Source organism: Kribbella sp. NBC_00709 (assembly GCF_036226565.1).
In the GTDB taxonomy this organism is placed as follows: Bacteria; Actinomycetota; Actinomycetes; order Propionibacteriales; family Kribbellaceae; genus Kribbella.
In genome coordinates this window covers 3,141,449-3,157,424 of sequence record NZ_CP108996.1, presented here as the reverse complement: position 1 = coordinate 3,157,424, position 15,976 = coordinate 3,141,449, and the positions used below count along the sequence as shown (strand labels likewise).

Below are 15,976 nucleotides of genomic sequence, written 5' to 3'. Positions count from 1 at the left end.
CAGCACCAGCTGGTTCAGGCGGTTGCTTCCTGCAACGCGGCGGGGGTGCGGCCGGATGGGCGGGGTAGGCCGTAGTGGTCGCGGAGGGTCGTGCCGGTGTACTCCGTGCGGAACAGGCCGCGGGCTTGCAGGATCGGGATCACCTCGTCGACGAACGTGGTGAGGCCGGACGCGAGGACCGGCGGCATGATGTTGAAGCCGTCGGCCGCGCCGGCGTCGAACCAGTGTTGGATCGCGTCCGCGACCTGTTCCGGCGTACCGGTGAAGGTCCGGTGGCCGCGACCGCCGCCGAGTCGTCCGATCAGCTCGCGAACGGTCAGCTTCTCGCGCCGGGCCAGCGTCACGATCAGCGTGTAGCGGCTCTTCGCGCCCTCGATCTCGTCCTCGTCCGGGAGGTCCGCGGGCAACTGCTGGTCGAACGGCAGGTCCTCGGGCGCCACCCGCAGCGTCTTCGCCAGCTGCAGCCGCGCGTACTCGGGCCGGATCAGCTCGTCCAGCTGCTGCTCCAGCCGCTGGGCCTCCTCGACCGTCGAGCCGATCACCGGCACGATCCCCGGCAGGATCTTGATGGACTCCGGATCACGTCCGAGCGCCACCGTGCGCGCCTTCAGATCCCGGTAGAAGTCCTGCGCGTCCTCCAGCGTCTGCTGCGCGGTGAACACGGCCTCGGCGTACCGCGCCGCCAGGCCCTTGCCGTCCTCGGACGAACCGGCCTGCACGATCAGCGGATGCCCCTGCGGTGACCGCGGCAGGTTGAGCGGTCCGCGCACCTGGAAATGCCGCCCGACGTGGTCGATCGGCTGGACCCGCTCCTGCACCGCCCACACGCCCTCGGCCTTGTCGGCGATCGCCGCGTCGTCCTGCCACGAGTCCCACAGCTTGTAGGCGACCTCGAGGAACTCCGCCGCCCGCTCGTACCGCTCGGCGTGGGCCGGCTGGTCCGCGAGGTTGAAGTTGCGCGCCGCGTCCGGTCCGGCCGTCGTCACCACGTTCCAGCCCGCGCGACCACCGCTCACGTGGTCCACGCTGGCGAAGCGCCGCGCCAGGTTGTACGGCTCGTTGTACGTCGTCGAGGCGGTGGCGATCAGCCCGAGCCGCGACGTCACGGCCGCGATCGCGGTCAGCAGCACGGTCGGCTCGAGCGAACCGGCCGGCCTCCGGCCGACGGTACCGAGCAGGACCGGTGAGTCGGCGAAGAAAATCGAGTCGAACTTTCCCCGCTCCGCGGTCCGGGCCAGCTCCTGGTAGTGCTCCACCTTCACGTTCGCGAACGGATCGCTCTCCGGCAGCCGCCACGACGCCTCGTGGTGCCCGGTGCTCATCAGGAACGCGTTCAAATGCAGCTGCCTACTCACAGCGAAACTCCTAGGGCATCGAGAAGCCGCGACCGGATCGCGGCGAATCCTGGGTCGGCCGAACTGCGCGGAGCGGCCAGTTCGACCACTTCCTCCGCGACGATCCGGCCCTGGTCGAGCACAATCACCCTGTCGGCCAGCACGATCGCCTCGTCGACGTCGTGCGTCACCAGCAGTACGGCGGGCTGGTGCGCCGCGCACAACTTCCGCAGCAACACGTGCATCTTCAACCGGGTCAGCGCATCGAGCGCACCGAACGGTTCGTCCGCGAGCAGCAGGTCCGGCTCCCGGACCAGCGACCTGGCCAGCGCGACCCGCTGCTGCTCACCACCGGACAGCTCGTTCGGCCAGGCCTTTTCACGACCCGCGAGCCCGACCTCCTCCAAACTGCGAAGCCCGCGGTCGAAAGCACCGTTCAGACCGAGTACAACGTTGTCGAGCACTCTTGCCCACGGCAACAACCGCGAATCCTGGAAGACGACCGAGACGTTCTCCGGTACGGCGAGGTCACCGGACCCGTCGACGTCGTAGTCCAGCCCGGCCAGCGCCCGCAGCAGCGTGCTCTTCCCGGAGCCGCTCTTCCCCAGCAGGGCAACGAATTCGCCCGGCGCGATGTCCAGATCCAACCCGTCCAGTACGGCGCGATCGTCGTACCGGCGGACCAGATCGCGGACCTGCACCGTGCTTACGAGGCTAGCGTTCGGCGCCATGAGAGCGCCCTCCTCTGGATCAGGCGGACGACTCCGTCGGAGAGCAGGCCGAGGGCGCCGTACACGACCAGGCCGACGATGATGATGTCGGTCTGTCCGTACGTGCGGGCCAGTTCCATCATGTAGCCGATGCCGCTGGTGGAGTTGATCTGCTCGACGACGACCAGCGACAGCCAGGCGCCGGTCACCGCGAACCGCAGCCCGAGCAGGAACCCGGGGAGTGCGCCCGGCAGCACCACGCGCCGGATGAATTCCCACTGGGACAGGCCGACTGTCTGCGCGAGCTCGACGTACCGGCTGTCGATGGTGCGCAGGCCGTTGTGGGTGTGGATGTAGACCGGGATGAACACCCCGAGCAGGATCGTGATGACCTTCATGGACTCACCGATGCCGAGCCAGAGGATCAGCAGCGGCAGCAGCGCCAGCGACGGGATCGCGCGCTTGATCTGGATCGGTCCGTCGAGGACAGCCTCGCCGAGCCGGGACAGGCCGGAGATCAGCGCGAGTACGACGCCGAGCACGATGCCCAGCGCGAGCCCGATCAGGGCCCGCTGGGCGGACGTCCACAGGTTCGACTGCAGCCGGCCGTCCGCGATCAGGTCACCGGCCGTGGTCACCACGGTCCACGGCGCCGACAGGATTCGTTGGTCGATCCAACCAGTGGCCGATCCGATGCTCCAGATCGCCAGCAGCAGCACCGGCCCGATCGCGGCCCCGAACCTGATCGGCTTCCCCGGCCCGAGCCGCCGACGGCGTACGACCGGAGTCGCGCTCGAGCGGGTGCGCAGTCCGGGAAGTGTTGTCGCGCTCATTTGGCGCCTCCCTTGATCGCGTCCGCGGCGACGGTCTGGAACCGCAGGTCGTAGAGGTCCTTGGCCTGGATCACCGGGTTGCCGGTCTCCTTCGCGAGCAGGTCGATGGTGTCCTGCTGCCGCTTGATCGCGTCGCTCCAGTCGGCCGGGATGTCCGGGTGGCCGGCGTTGTCGACCAGCCACTGCCCGTCGGCCTCGCTGAGCCCCTGGTCCTTCACGTAGTACCCCGCGATCCACTCCTTGGGGTGCTTGTCGATCCACTCCTGCGCGATACCCCAGGCGGCGACGTACGCGCGGATCGCCGCGGCCTTCGCCGGATCCTGGAGCGACTCGACCGGACCGTAGAGGTGGCCGGCGTCGTCGCGCAGACCGTGGTCGATGGTGGCGGCACCGTCCTTGCCGTACTTGGCCAGGTACCGCTTGATCTGGACGCCGCCGATCGGGGCGACGTCGACCTGCTTCGAGGACAGCGCGTTCGAGTACACGTCGCCGGTGCTCGGCAGCTCGACCAGCTTCACGTCCTCCTTGGTCAGCCCGGCCTTCTTCAGCACCTTCAGGATGAGCGCACCCTGCGCCTGCCCCGGGCTGTACGCGATCTTCTTGCCGCGCAGGTCGCCGAGCGTCTTCACCGACGCTCCAGGGGCGATGCCGAGTTTGTAGATCGGGTGACCGATCGGGTCCTGCCGGAACTTGGAGGCGACGATCTTCACGTGCAGACCGGTCCAGGTCGCGTTGATCGACGGGATCTCGGCGACCGAGCCGAGGTCGAGAGCGTGCGCCCGGAACGCCTCGGTGGTCTGCGGACCGCCGCTCAGGTTCGCGAACTTGACGTACTTCGACACCGCGTCGTACTGCCCCGAGAGCTTCAGCGCGACCTCGGTGGCCGGATCGCCGACGACGATCTTGGCGCCGTCCGGGACGGTGGTCGGCAGCGGCGCGTCGAGCGCGAGGGTCCCGGCGGCATCGCCACCGGCTTTGTCGGCGCCGCAGCCGGCCGCGAGGGCGACCGTGGCGAGCGCGGCGGACAGGACGGCGTACAAACGGGTTCTAGGCATGGTGTGCTTTCGGGGTGGCGGTGGCGTAACGGCCGTCGTGGTACAGCAACGGCTCGTGTTCACGTCGTTCGGTGTGGGTGTTGAGGCGGGCGACGACCAGGTAGTGGTCGCCGACGGCGAAACGGTGCTCGACCTGCGCGCGCAGGAAGCTCGGCGCCTCGTCGAGCACGGGCTCGCCGGCAGCCAGCCGGGACCAGCGGGTCGGCTCGGCGAACCGGTCGATCCCGCTGGTCGCGAACCGGCCCGCGATCGCGTGCTGGTCGGCGGACAGGAAGTTGATCACCAGGCTGTTCGCCGTACTCACGGTCGGCCAGCTGGACGCACTGTTGGCGATCGCGAACGACACGAGCGGCGGCAGCAGGCTGATCGAGACCAGTGAGGTCGCGGTGAATCCGACCGGGCCGTGGCCGGCGTCCGCGGTGATCACCACGACGCCGGCGGCGTGGCGACGGAACACGGAGCGGTAGACATCGGCGTCCACCGCCCGCTCCTCGGGACGGTCGGGAACGACGGACAACGGCGGACGATCGGACGGATTGATCGCATGGACAGACATGTCTCTCCCTCGGGTACGGGGGCAGGGACGACCGGCGGCAGGGCGGCAGGAAGCACCACGACCGGGCGGGGTGTGGGAGGCGCAGGCTTGGACAGGCCTCGTACGGCGGGAGTCCGCCGGGGCAACGCGGGAACGACTCAGCGACAGGTCGCGCTCGCCGTCCGCAGCAGATCGATGACGCGACGGCGCGTGAGGAAGGTCGTCGTCATGTCAGCTACCTTCTCATCAATGTCTACTGCCTAACTAGACAATCTCGCTATCCGGAACGGGTGTCCGAAACTGACCATCGGCTGGGACGACACGCCACCGGGTTGCCCTCACACCTCCGGCCGTGCGTGCGTTCTACTTGCGTGATGACTCGGGAGAAGGTCGAGCTGCCACCGTTCCAGGCGCTGATCGACGCGCACTGGCGGGACGTGGCCCGGCTGGCGCGGGCGATGGCCGGGCCGGTGGACGGCGACGACGCGGCGCAGCGCGCTTGGGAGAAGGCGTACGCGGCCTACCCGACGCTGACGTCGGCGAAGAACCTCCGCAGCTGGCTCCTCACCATCACGGCCCGGTGCGCGACCGACGTACACCGGGCACGGAAACCGCAGCGCCCCTTGGAGGAGGCGCCGCCGGTGGCCGTCGAGGGTCCGGACGCGGCCGTCTGGCCGGACCCCGACCTCTGGCGGGCGGTCAACGAGCTGCCGGAGCGGCAACGCTTCGCGGTCACGCTCAAGTACGTCGGCGACCTGGACCACCACGGCGTGGCCGCCGCTCTGGACACCACGCCCGCCGCATCGCGCCGGCTCGTCAGCGACGCGCTCGCGACCTTGCGCAGCAAACTCGGAGTAGATGATGACTGATCTCGAGAGCCGGCTGACCCGGCTCGCCATGCCCGACCCGAAACCACCTGTCCTGCCCGACGCCGACGTCGCCTACACGCTGCACGACACCCCGATCGGGACGATGCTGCTCGCGGTCGCGCACGGCCGCGTCGTCGCCAGCTCGTTCGGCGACGAGGAGACGATGACCACCCGCCTGGCCCGGGCCGTGTCCCCGCGGGTACTCCGGCAGACCCGGCCGCTGGACGACGTCCGCCGGCAGCTCGACGAGTACCTCGCGGGCAGTCGGCACACCTTCGACCTGGAGGTGGACCTCGCGCTGGCGACGCCGTTCCAGCGACTCGTACTCACGGATCTGCCGACACACACGTCGTACGGCGCGACGACGACGTACGGAACCGTTGCCGCCGACATCGAGAAGCCCAAGGCGGCCCGCGCGGTCGGTACGGCGCTGGGCGCCAACCCGGTCTGCGTCGTCCTGCCGTGCCACCGGGTCGTCGGCGCGAACGGCGCGCTCACCGGGTACGCCGGCGGCTTGGACGCAAAACGATTCTTGCTGAATCTCGAAGCAAAAAGCTGAGTTTTCCGGAAATGTCCGGAATGGATTTACACTCGGCAAAACAAGGAGCAGATCCCCAATGTGGAGTGGGGATCTGCTCCTGCTGACATGTCAGGAACCTGCGGGCTGGTGGATCTCGAGGATGAGCCGGCGGCGGCCGCCCCAGTCGCGTTTGTAGACCTTGTAGTCGTCGATTCCGGCGGCCGCACAGAGTCGGCCGTAGCTGATCTCGTCGTGGATGAAGTGCACGCCGCTGCGGTTGTCGCTGAACTCGGTCGTGACGATCCGGTGCTCCGGTCCCTGCCGCATTCCGTTGGCGATCTCGGCCGCGGTCGCCGGCCCCCAGGCCGGGCCTTCGATGATCGCGATCCCGCCCGGCTTCAGCACCCGGGAGATCTCGCAGATCGTCGAGATCTGCTCGTCCTCGGCGAACAGCTCGTGGAACGCGGTCCACAGGCAGATCACCGCGTCGAACGAGTCCCACTTGTACGGCAGGTCGGTCATCGAGCCGATCGCCCAGTCGATCGCGAGCTCCTCCTCGGCCGCCTTCGCCCGGCCCGCCTCGAGCAGGTTCGGCGAGATGTCCAGTCCGCGGACGACCTTCCCGGCCTTGCGCAACGGCAGCGCGATCCGGCCGTACCCGCAGCACAGGTCGAGCACCGACTCGCGGCCGTCCAGCAACTCCTCGACGGCCTTGACGATCAGCGCGTCCCGCTCGGGCGTCGTACGCGCGGCCAACCCGTCGGCCCCCAGTTCCGCGTACTCGGCCCGGCTGCGCAGTGCGGAATTCAGCATGCCTGCAGTATTCCGGTTACTCCGGGTCAGTGACCAGGGCCCTGCCCTTTTGGAAGAACGCGAGCACATCGGGCAGCTCGGCCAGCAACCGCGCAGCACCGAACGACACGTTCCAGAACTCCCCGGTCTGCGGCGTCCACGGTCCGACGTACGCGTACGGCTCGGGGATGGCGTCGTCGCCCGGCGACACCCCGTAGTTCACCTTGCCGCCGGTCACGCCGACGTCGAAGTGCTCCGGCCAGAGCACGGGCGTCGCGTCCGGGGCGAGCTGCCTCAACGCAGCGTCACCGCGAGCGAACGCATCCGCCAGCAGCCGGGTGGCCGCCGGGTCGACCTTCAGTTCGTCGGCGGGCAGCACGCCAGGTCCGCCGGAGTACACGTCGTCGAGAGGAGACACCTCGAGCCCGGCCGCGGCGGCCAGCTCGCCGTACGTGCCGGTCAGCGGGAGCGCTCCGGTCGGGGTGACCAGCCGGTCGCCGTCGACGCGCACTCCGGGATCCGCGAGCGTCGCGAAACCGCCGGGTACGACGCGGAGCCTGATCCCGCCGCCGCTGCGGTACTGCGGTCCGGCGAGCACCAGTTCGGCGACGCCGTGCAGGGATCGGCGGGTTACGGCCAGCGAACGTTCGTCCATGACTGCAGTTTCCTCCTGTAACACCTGGCCGCGGCACGGCACTGTTCCTTGCAAGGTTGGTGTCGCGACGGGTGGGAGGCGTTACATGTCGGGCAACTGGCATCGGGTGGACGAGGACGACGTACCGGCGGACGGGCGGGTCCGGAGCGTGGTGGTCGACGGGCGGAGCATCGCGCTCGCCCGCTGCGGGGCGCGGCTCGGGGCACTGGAGAACAAGTGCCCGCACCAGGGCGGCCCACTGGGTGAGGGCTCGATCGAGAAGGGTCTGCTGCGCTGTCCCTGGCACGGGTACGACTACGACCCGATCACCGGGCAGCCACCGGAAGGGTTCTCCGACGGCGTTCCGTCGTACCCGGTGGACGAACGGCCGGACGGCGTCTACGTCGAACTGCCGGAGCCGCCGGCGGCGGTCCGGACGGTCGCCGACGTGCTGGTCGAGACATTGGTTGCCCACGGCATCAGTCATGTCTTCGGCATGGTCGGTCACTCCAACCTCGGGTTCGCGGAGGCGATGCGGCGGGCCGAGGAGCGCGGCGAGCTGACGTACGTCGGCATCCGGCACGAAGGGGCCGCGGCGTTCGCGGCATCGGCGTACGGCAAGCTCACCGGCCGCCCGGCCGCCTGCTTCGCGATCGCGGGGCCGGGCTCGACCAATCTGCTGACCGGGCTGTACGACGCCAAGCTCGACGGCTCGCCCGTCATCGCGATCTCCGGGCAGGTGCCATCGAAGGTCCTCGGCTGCGGCGCCTTCCAGGACCTCGACCTGACCGCGGTCTTCAAGGACGTCGCGGTGTCGAGTACCGCGGTGCAGGCAGGCAGCGATCACGCCGAGCTGGCCGCACTGGCGGTGAAACACGCCATCGACGGCCGCGGAGTCGCCCATCTGGTGCTGCCCGACGAGGTGCAGACGATTCCGTCCGACGCGGCCGCGAAGACGCCGGCCGGACGGATGTCCCGGAGGTGCATCCAGCCCGACGCTGACACGCTCAGCCGAGCAGCCGCGCTGATCCGGGACGCCCGGCGACCGGTCCTGGTCGTCGGCCACGGGGCCCGCGGCGCCGAGGCCGAGGTCCGCGAACTGGCGGAACGCCTCAACGCACCGGTGCTGACCACCTTCAAGGCGAAGGGTCTGGTCCCGGACAACCATCCGCTCGGCGCCGGGGTGCTCGGTCGCAGCGGTACGCCGGTGGCGAGCTGGCTGATGAACGAGTCGGACCTGCTGATCGTGGTCGGCGCCTCGTTCTCGAACCACACCGGGATCGCCAACTACAAGCCGATCGTGCAGATCGACGACCATCACGCCGCGATCGGGCGGTTCGACGCGGTCACCGTCGACGTCCTCGGCGACGCCGCACTCACCCTCGACGCGCTGACCGCACTGCTCGCCGACGTCAAGGCGGAGGACCAACGCCCCGACCTCGCCGATCGATGGGCCATCTGGCGGGCGGAGAAGGCGCGCCGGGTCGAGGACGATCGCGGCCGCGGGGTCTCGGCGGCAGCGGTGTTCGATGCCTTCGGCAAGCACTTGCCCGCGGACGCGGTCGTGACCGTTGACGTCGGCAACCATGCGTACTCGCTCGGCCGGTACCTGGAGTCCAAGGGACAGCCGGTACTGATGTCCGGGTACCTCGGCTCGATCGGCTTCGGCTACCCGGCGGCGCTCGGCGCCTGGGCCGCCGCACCGGATCGGCCCGTCGTCGCGGTCACCGGCGACGGCGGCTTCGGGCAGTACGCCGCCGAGGTCACCACCGCGGTGAAGTACGGCATCCCGATCAAACACGTGCTGCTCGACAACCACTCGCTCGGCAAGATCAGCAAGGAACAACTCGCCGCGGACTATCCGGTCTGGCACACCTCACTGCACAACCCCGACTGGGCCGCGTACGCCGAGCTCTGCGGCGCGACCGGGATCCGCGTCACCCGCCGCGACGACCTCGACGACGCGATGACCCAGCTGTTCGCCACCACCGGACCCGTCCTGCTCTGCGTCGAGCAGGACGCCGAACTGCTTTAGGAGAACCCATGCCCGCCTACGACGACCTGCGCGCGCTGTACCTGAACTGCACCCTCAAACGTTCGCCCGCGGTCAGCCACACCGAGGGCCTGATCGACGTCGGCCGGAAGATCATGGAGAAGCAGGGCGTCCAGGTCGACACGATCCGCGCGATCGACCACGACATCGCCACCGGCGTGTGGCCCGACATGACCGAGCACGGCTGGGCCACCGACGACTGGCCGGCGATCCAGGAACAGGTGATGGCGGCCGACATCCTGGTCATCGCCGGCCCGATCTGGCTCGGCGACAACAGTTCGGTCACCAAGCAGGTGATCGAGCGCTTGTACGGCAACTCCTCGATCCTCAACGAGCACGGGCAGTACGCGTACTACGGCCGGGTCGGCGGCTGCCTGATCACCGGCAACGAGGACGGGGTCAAGCACTGCGCGATGAACGTCCTGTACTCGCTGCAGCACCTGGGGTACACGATCCCGCCGCAGGCCGATGCCGGCTGGATCGGCGAGGCCGGGCCCGGGCCGTCGTACCTGGACCAGGGATCCGGTGGGCCGGACAACGACTTCACCAACCGGAACACGACGTTCATGACCTGGAACCTGCTGCACCTGGCCAGGATGATCCGGGACGCCGGCGGGATCCCGGCGTACGGCAACCAGCGCTCGGAGTGGGACGCCGGTTGCCGCTACGACTTCGAGAACCCGGAGTACCGCTGACCATGCTGCTGTACCGTCGCCTTGTGGGGGCGGGGACTGCCGACGGACGACATCCTCGTCGCCGGGCTGCGAGCCGGGGACGAGGAGATGTTCGCGTGCCTGCTGAACAGCTGGTCCGGCTCGATGCTGCGGCTGGCCAGGTCGTTCGTGTCGACCACGGCCAGCGCCGAGGAAGTCGTCCAGGACACCTGGCTGGCCGTCCTGCAGGGCATCGAGCGGTTCGAGGGCCGGGCGTCGCTGCGGACGTGGGTCTACCGGATCCTGGTCAACATCGCCCGCAAACGCGGTTCGCGCGAACATCGCGTCGTGCCCTGGACCAGCCTCGCTCCGGACGAGGGGCCGACGGTCGACCCGAGCAGGTTCCGCGGCGTTCACGACCAGTACCCGGGCGGCTGGCTCGCGTTCCCGGAGCACTGGCCGACGACCGAGAGCGAGGTTCTCGCGCATGAGGTGCGTGCTGTGGTCGCCGCAGCGATCGACGGCCTGCCGCCCCGGCAGCAGGTGGTCCTGACCTTGCGCGACATCGACGGACAGCGGGCGGAGGACGTGTGCGCGTTGCTCGACATCTCCATGGCCAACCAACGCGTCCTGCTGCACCGCGGCCGCGCCGTCGTCCGCAAGCACCTCGAGCAGTACTTCACGACGACCGGAGTCATGTCATGACGTGCGCGGAACTGGTCGAGCTCGTCACCGCGTACCTCGACGGGGCGCTGGATCCGGAGACCGAGCAGCGGTTTGCCGAGCATCTGACGGTGTGCGACGGCTGCGAGATCTACGTCGAGCAGATGCGCCGTACCATCGCCGAGGTCGGCCAGGTGGAACCGCAGAGCCTCTCGGCCGCCACCCGCGACGGCCTCCTCGAGGCCTTCCGCACCTTCCGCCGGGACTGAGCTGTAACGCCCGGCCCGTTCGGCGGCACTGAGCTGGCATGCCGGATGTCGAGTTCACCAACCTGTTCGTGGTCGCGTCGATCGCGCTGCTGGCGCCGCTGCTGCTCGGGCTGGCGCCGCGGCTCCGGGTGCCGGCCGTCGTGCTGGAGATCGTGGCCGGCATCGTGGTCGGACCGCACGGACTAGGACTGGTCCAGGTCGACCTACCGCTGCAGATCGTGTCCCTGCTGGGCCTGGCGTTCCTGCTCTTCCTCGCCGGCCTCGAGATCGACATCCGTCAACTCCGCGGCCGGGTTCTGCGGTTGGCAGTCCTCGGGTACGTCGTCACGCTCGCGCTAGGCGGTGTCACCGGTGCGGCGTTCTCGGCGGCCGGTTGGGTCCACAGTGCGCTCCTGCTCGCCGTCACGTTGTCGGCAACGTCGCTGGGCTTGGTGGTTCCCGTCCTCAAGGATGCCGGTCAGGCCGACGGTCGGGTCGGGCAGTTCACCATCGCGGCGGCTTCGGTGGCCGACTTCGCGGCGGTCCTGGTGCTGTCGTTGGTGTTCTCGACCGAGGGCGGCAGCGCTGGCGAGCGGCTGATCATGATCGGTCTGTTCGCGCTGCTCGTGGCAGTCACCGGACTGGTTGTAGCGACCGCAGGTAAGTCCCAGCGGATCGGTCTGGTCCTGCTGCGGTTGCAGGACACCACGGCCGAGATCCGTGTCCGCGCCGCCGTCGTACTGCTCGTGGCGTTCGTGGCGCTGGCCGAACAGTTCGGGCTGGAGACGATCCTCGGGGCGTTCCTGGCCGGGGCGGTCGTCGGTCTGGTCGACCGCGACGCGACCTCGCATCCCCGCTTCCGGACCAAGGTGGAGGCCCTCGGCTACGGCTTCCTGATCCCGGTGTTCTTCGTGACCAGCGGTCTGCGACTGGACCTGCGCGGGTTGGTGGAGGATCCGGCGGCACTGCTGCGGGTTCCACTGTTCCTACTGGCGTTGCTGGTCGTGCGCGGCGTACCGGCGTACCTCTCGGTGCGGACGCTGGGCGCGCGCAGCACGGCCGCGGTCGCGCTGCTGCAGGCGACTTCGTTGCCGTTCATCGTGACCGCGACCCAGATCGGCGTGCTGACCGGGCTGATGAGCCCGGTCACCGCCGCCGCACTGGTCTGTGCCGGACTGCTGTCGGTACTGCTCTTCCCGGCGGTCGCTCTCGTCCTGCTCAAGCAGCCTGCCGCCGACCGATCCGGCCGAGCAGAACCGCGGCCAGCATCGAGATGACGATCGACGTGTACGTCGCGCCGAGCCAGGTGGGGACCGGCTGGTTGTTGAAGAGCCACTGCTGGAGCTTGGTCCAGAACGGCGACCAGTTCGCTACTGTGCCGGGATTGACCAGCTGGTACGCCACGAATCCGATCAGCCAGGCCACCGTGGGCTGCCAGCGGAAGCGGGCCGTGTCCGACACGTCCCAGTTCATCTTGCTGACCACGAAGAAGTCCGCGATCGCGACCGCGAACAACGGGATGAAGACCGAGCCGATCAGGTACAGGAACTGCGTGTAGTTGCCCAGGTCAACCAACAGTGCGATACCGGTGGCGATCACGCCGATCGCGACCGAGATCCATCGCCGGTCGATGTGGCCGATCAGGTTGTGCGCCGCCATCGTGGTCGAGTAGACGTTCGCGTACGCCTCGTCGACCTCGTCCACCAGCAGCACGAACAGTGCGATCGCACCGGCGGGCAGTGTGACCAGTGCGGTGATCACGTCGTCGCTGTTGGTCTGCAGCGTTGCGACCGCGACGACACCGAGGGCGTAGTACCCGATCGCTGCCAGGCCGTAGCCGAGGGCGGACCCACTGAAGGCAGCCTTATTAGTGCGCGAGTGCCGCGTGTAGTCGGCGGCCAGCGGAGCGAACGACACGACGCCCGCGGCAGCGAGGTCGACGGCCGGCCAGAAGCCGAACACACCGTCCTGCGGCAGGGCGTGCACCGGCTTGCTGAGCACCTGCACGAACAGGTAGACCGACGCGATCAGCACCAGCCAGACCATGAACTTCCGCAGGATCTTCACGCTGCCCAGCGGCCGGACCGCCATCGCCGTCGCGATGATCCCGGCCAGTACGACGAACACCCAGCGCCACCGCTCGCTCGTCACCGCGACCGCGGCCTGCGAGATCACGATGATCTCCATCGTGGCCCAGCCGACGTTCTGCGCGATGTTCAGTACGGTCGGCGCGATCGACCCGCGGCGGCCGAAGAGACCGCGCAGGCTCGCCATCGCCGGTGCACCGGTGTGCGACCCGAACACGGCCGCACCGCCCAGCACGAGCGCCCCGATCCCGCAGCCGACGACGACCGCGAGCAGGCCTTGCCACAACGAGCCCGTGTACGCCGCCACCAGCGCACCGGTGACCGGGCCGAACAGCGAGATGCCGAAGTTGCCCCACAACGTGAACTGGTCGAAGAAGCCCAGCGTCCGCGGCGCATCGGTAGTGAGAACGAGCGGCGCCTCAGTGGAGCCGGCAGGACGAACAGCGGTATCGGTCATGAGTGACCCCATCCCTACGCCGGCATTACCCGGTCAGGTTCAGGCGGTCGGCGACCCTGCTGTCGCCCTCTCAGCCCGCGCAGTTCGGTGCGAGCTCCCGCATAGGTTTGTGCTGCTGAGTTTAACTCGTCAGCTAGTTTCCGGTAGGGCGGCTGCTCGTTCTATGAGAGCGGCCAGCTCTGGGCCGTTGGTGACGACCGGCATGTGGGCGCCGGTGTCCAGGGTCCGGGCCTCGCCGTGGCTGAGCTCGGCCAGCCGCTCGACCCACTCCGCAGTCGAGAGCAGGTCGTGCTTGCCGCGGACGATGAAGACCGGTGCCTTGACCCGGGAGATCACGCCGGCCAGATCGTGGTGCCGGGAGGCCTCGCCGGCGCGGGCCATCGTCGGCAGCGTGGTCCGCACGTACTGCGGGGTGACGGTCCGGATCAGCTTGGGCGAGTCCGGTACGGCGGATCCGAGCCAGCGGACCGTTCGGTCGACCCAGCTGGACATCCGCGTGTCACCGGCCGGCGCCACTAGTACGACGGCGTGTGCGAGGTCGGCGTACCGGACTGCGGTTTCGACGACGATCTGGCAGCTCGCCGAGTGGCCGACGAGGACGGACCGCTCGCGGATCTTCCCGGCCAGGGCTACCGCGAGGGCGCGTGGGTGCAGGTCCTCGCGGGCACCGGCCGGTTCGCCGTACCCGGGCAGGGTGACCACGTGGTACGGCGTGACGAGATGCTCGACGGTCCGGGCGTACGACTCGGGGCCGAGGCCCAGACCCGGCACCAGGACGACAGGTGCGCTCACTCCCAGGGTGCCTTGACCGGTGGGCCCTGGACGACCGGGTTCGGTACGTCGGGCTTCAGTTCGCGGTACCCGAGGAACAGGCCGACGGCGAGGATCAGCAGGCCGGCGCCACCCCAGCCGTACGCCGTGGGCAGCCGGTGGACCCCTCCGTCGGAGGCGCCCAGCCCGGTGGACAGCACCATGATCAGCCAGACCAGGATCAGCACTGCGGAGACCGCTACCAGCAACAGACCGACCAACTCGATCAGCTCGGGCTGGCGACCTGCCTTCCGGCGGGCGAGGACGTCGCGGATCCACATCGCCAGCGCAACGGCGCCGACCACCACGAGCAGCAGCTGACCGATCGCGTCGATCACGTCGGTGCGAAGCGGGTGGTTGAGCGGTGAGCCCGGCGCCTGCGAGATGTCGCGCAGCGAGACCCGCTGGACCGAGATGACGAGCAGTCCGTACAACCCGGCGATCGCGGTGGCCAGGCCGACGACCCTGGCAGCACGTGGGTCGCGCGGGGCCACCGGCTGGTCCCGGCCGTACGCCGGGAGGTCATGCGGCTCAGGGCTCGACGGAGCGCCGTACGGCTGACCTGGGCGGTACGTCGGCGGCTGGTTGTGATGCGGGGCCTGGTGCGGCGCGCCGTACTGGCCTGGTGGGGATCCGTAAGGCTGCGGGTCGGCGTACGGGCCCGTGTGCGGCGGGGCGTCGCGGCCGGTGCCGTAGGTGCCACCGCCGTACGGCGTGGGCGGGGCGTAGTGCTGCTCTTCACCGGGCCGCTGCTGCTGACCGGGCCGCTGCTGCTGCCCGGGCTGCTCGCCCCGGCCGTACGTCGGGAAGTCCTGTGACGACATCGCTCTGCTCCTCCCGTCGTACTAGATCTCAGGCCTAGCTTCTCAGGTGGCCTTGATGGTCGGCCAGGCGTTGGGCAGACAGCCGGCCAAGCCCTTGGTCTGCTGCATCATCACCGGTGCGGGGGTCTTCGGCTTGGTACAGGTCGAGTGGCCGTGCCCGAGCGCGTGGCCGACCTCGTGGTTGACCAGGTAGCTGCGGTAGAGCTCGACGTTCCCCTTGTACGCCGGGATCGCGTACATCCACCGCTTGGCGTTGAGCACCACCCGGTCCTCGACGCGGCAGGACACCTCACCGCCGGTGTCGAGCGGCAGACAGAGCTTGTCGGTCAGAGCCGGCGTCGCGAGGATGATCCGCAGATCGGCGTCGACCTTGTCGGTCCGCTCGAAGCTCACCGGATGCAGCGCCTGCCACCCACGCGGATCGGTCAACGTCTTGTGGATGGCCGCGGCGACAGCGGCTCCGTTGACGGACACCCCCTGCTCGATCTCCACGCGGTACGTCAGCTTGTCCCGCACCCCGCTCGCCTTGTCGAACCCAGGCACCACGGCAAGCTTCCCGGTCGAGACCAGCACATTCGGCTTCGCGCCCTTCGGCTTCCGCGTCAGGGTCGGCGCCGGCCGCAACGGAGTGGTGAACTTCTGAGTCGGCGTAGCCACCGGCGTCGGCGTCACCACCGGAACCGTCACCGACACGGTCGGCTCACTGGCCCCCGCCACCACCTCAGCCGCCAAACTCGCCCGATGCGCCACATCCGGATGCGCCACGACGACAGTCCCCACCACAGCCAATGCAGTCACCGCAAACCACTGGCCGCGATAAGACTTCCGCCGACTGTGCCGCCCACCAGACCGCCGCTGACGCGTGTCCGCCTGCTGGCCGCTCCGCCGGGTGGTCATGA

At 69.2% G+C, this 15,976-nt stretch carries 19 protein-coding genes and 1 riboswitch; of the genes, 7 read left to right on the top strand and 12 right to left on the bottom strand.

The features are described 5' to 3' along the window. Positions 1 to 14: 14 nt before the first annotated feature. The 6 genes from OHA18_RS15520 to OHA18_RS43315 all read right to left on the bottom strand — a co-directional run bounded on the left by OHA18_RS15520 (position 15) and on the right by OHA18_RS43315 (position 4,697). Positions 15 to 1,355 (bottom strand): LLM class flavin-dependent oxidoreductase, encoded by a 1,341-nt coding sequence (locus OHA18_RS15520; protein WP_329004788.1) that lies wholly within the window; start codon positions 1,353 to 1,355, stop codon positions 15 to 17. Beyond that, positions 1,352 to 2,065, bottom strand: coding sequence for an ABC transporter ATP-binding protein (locus OHA18_RS15515; protein WP_329004787.1), 714 nt, complete (start codon positions 2,063 to 2,065; stop codon positions 1,352 to 1,354). The genes OHA18_RS15520 and OHA18_RS15515 overlap by 4 nt, the downstream gene beginning before the upstream one ends. Continuing rightward, complete coding sequence (locus OHA18_RS15510; RefSeq protein ID WP_329004786.1) at positions 2,041 to 2,877, bottom strand: ABC transporter permease; 837 nt, start codon at positions 2,875 to 2,877, stop codon at positions 2,041 to 2,043. Before OHA18_RS15510 ends, OHA18_RS15515 begins: the two co-directional genes overlap by 25 nt. Next, positions 2,874 to 3,932 carry an ABC transporter substrate-binding protein gene (locus tag OHA18_RS15505; protein ID WP_329004785.1) on the bottom strand — a complete coding sequence of 353 codons (1,059 nt, stop codon included), beginning with the start codon at positions 3,930 to 3,932 and terminating at the stop codon, positions 2,874 to 2,876. The genes OHA18_RS15510 and OHA18_RS15505 overlap by 4 nt, the downstream gene beginning before the upstream one ends. Beyond that, positions 3,925 to 4,488, bottom strand: a complete 564-nt coding sequence (locus tag OHA18_RS15500; RefSeq protein WP_329004784.1) for a flavin reductase family protein — start codon at positions 4,486 to 4,488, stop codon at positions 3,925 to 3,927. Before OHA18_RS15500 ends, OHA18_RS15505 begins: the two co-directional genes overlap by 8 nt. A 137-nt stretch (positions 4,489 to 4,625) precedes the next feature. After that, positions 4,626 to 4,697 carry a putative leader peptide gene (locus tag OHA18_RS43315; RefSeq protein WP_387771715.1) on the bottom strand — a complete coding sequence of 24 codons (72 nt, stop codon included), beginning with the start codon at positions 4,695 to 4,697 and terminating at the stop codon, positions 4,626 to 4,628. Between the two features lie 144 nt (positions 4,698 to 4,841). On the opposite strand from OHA18_RS43315, the gene OHA18_RS15495 reads away from it, so the two are divergent. Further along, positions 4,842 to 5,336, top strand: a complete 495-nt coding sequence (locus OHA18_RS15495; RefSeq protein ID WP_329004783.1) for an RNA polymerase sigma factor — start codon at positions 4,842 to 4,844, stop codon at positions 5,334 to 5,336. Beyond that, positions 5,329 to 5,895 (top strand): methylated-DNA--[protein]-cysteine S-methyltransferase, encoded by a 567-nt coding sequence (locus OHA18_RS15490; RefSeq protein WP_329004782.1) that lies wholly within the window; start codon positions 5,329 to 5,331, stop codon positions 5,893 to 5,895. The genes OHA18_RS15495 and OHA18_RS15490 overlap by 8 nt, the downstream gene beginning before the upstream one ends. Positions 5,896 to 5,985: 90 nt before the next feature. On the opposite strand, the gene OHA18_RS15485 is transcribed toward OHA18_RS15490, so the two are convergent. Together OHA18_RS15485 and OHA18_RS15480 are read right to left on the bottom strand one after the other, a co-directional pair. Further along, the gene (locus OHA18_RS15485) at positions 5,986 to 6,669 is read right to left on the bottom strand and encodes a class I SAM-dependent methyltransferase (RefSeq protein WP_329004781.1); all 684 of its coding nucleotides are present in this window, start codon (positions 6,667 to 6,669) and stop codon (positions 5,986 to 5,988) included. Between the two features lie 16 nt (positions 6,670 to 6,685). Then, entirely contained in the window at positions 6,686 to 7,303 is a 618-nt protein-coding gene (locus tag OHA18_RS15480; protein WP_329004780.1) for a hypothetical protein, read from the bottom strand. Positions 7,304 to 7,388: 85 nt separating this feature from the next. Between OHA18_RS15480 and OHA18_RS15475 the strand changes: the two genes are divergently transcribed. The 5 genes from OHA18_RS15475 to OHA18_RS15455 are packed head-to-tail and all read left to right on the top strand — an operon-like array spanning position 7,389 to position 12,176. Beyond that, on the top strand, positions 7,389 to 9,317 hold the full coding sequence (locus OHA18_RS15475) for a thiamine pyrophosphate-binding protein (RefSeq protein WP_329004779.1): 1,929 nt from the start codon (positions 7,389 to 7,391) through the stop codon (positions 9,315 to 9,317). Positions 9,318 to 9,325: 8 nt separating this feature from the next. Continuing rightward, entirely contained in the window at positions 9,326 to 10,030 is a 705-nt protein-coding gene (locus OHA18_RS15470) for a flavodoxin family protein (RefSeq protein ID WP_329004778.1), read from the top strand. A gap of 21 nt (positions 10,031 to 10,051) precedes the next feature. Further along, entirely contained in the window at positions 10,052 to 10,693 is a 642-nt protein-coding gene (locus tag OHA18_RS15465) for an RNA polymerase sigma factor (RefSeq protein WP_329004777.1), read from the top strand. Next, the gene (locus OHA18_RS15460; RefSeq protein ID WP_329004776.1) at positions 10,690 to 10,920 is read left to right on the top strand and encodes an anti-sigma factor family protein; all 231 of its coding nucleotides are present in this window, start codon (positions 10,690 to 10,692) and stop codon (positions 10,918 to 10,920) included. The genes OHA18_RS15465 and OHA18_RS15460 overlap by 4 nt, the downstream gene beginning before the upstream one ends. 38 nt (positions 10,921 to 10,958) lie before the next feature. Beyond that, complete coding sequence (locus tag OHA18_RS15455; RefSeq protein WP_329004775.1) at positions 10,959 to 12,176, top strand: cation:proton antiporter; 1,218 nt, start codon at positions 10,959 to 10,961, stop codon at positions 12,174 to 12,176. On the opposite strand, the gene OHA18_RS15450 is transcribed toward OHA18_RS15455, so the two are convergent. From OHA18_RS15450 to OHA18_RS15435, 4 genes are all read right to left on the bottom strand, one after another. Beyond that, complete coding sequence (locus tag OHA18_RS15450; RefSeq protein ID WP_329004774.1) at positions 12,118 to 13,443, bottom strand: purine-cytosine permease family protein; 1,326 nt, start codon at positions 13,441 to 13,443, stop codon at positions 12,118 to 12,120. The genes OHA18_RS15455 and OHA18_RS15450 overlap by 59 nt on opposite strands. Further along, a riboswitch (TPP riboswitch) is annotated at positions 13,438 to 13,554 on the bottom strand. (Overlaps the previous gene by 6 nt.) A gap of 18 nt (positions 13,555 to 13,572) precedes the next feature. Then, complete coding sequence (locus OHA18_RS15445) at positions 13,573 to 14,235, bottom strand: alpha/beta fold hydrolase (RefSeq protein ID WP_329004773.1); 663 nt, start codon at positions 14,233 to 14,235, stop codon at positions 13,573 to 13,575. After that, complete coding sequence (locus tag OHA18_RS15440; protein WP_329004772.1) at positions 14,232 to 15,077, bottom strand: hypothetical protein; 846 nt, start codon at positions 15,075 to 15,077, stop codon at positions 14,232 to 14,234. The genes OHA18_RS15445 and OHA18_RS15440 overlap by 4 nt, the downstream gene beginning before the upstream one ends. Positions 15,078 to 15,119: 42 nt before the next feature. After that, the gene (locus tag OHA18_RS15435) at positions 15,120 to 15,974 is read right to left on the bottom strand and encodes a DUF3152 domain-containing protein (protein WP_329004771.1); all 855 of its coding nucleotides are present in this window, start codon (positions 15,972 to 15,974) and stop codon (positions 15,120 to 15,122) included. Positions 15,975 to 15,976 lie beyond the last annotated feature (2 nt).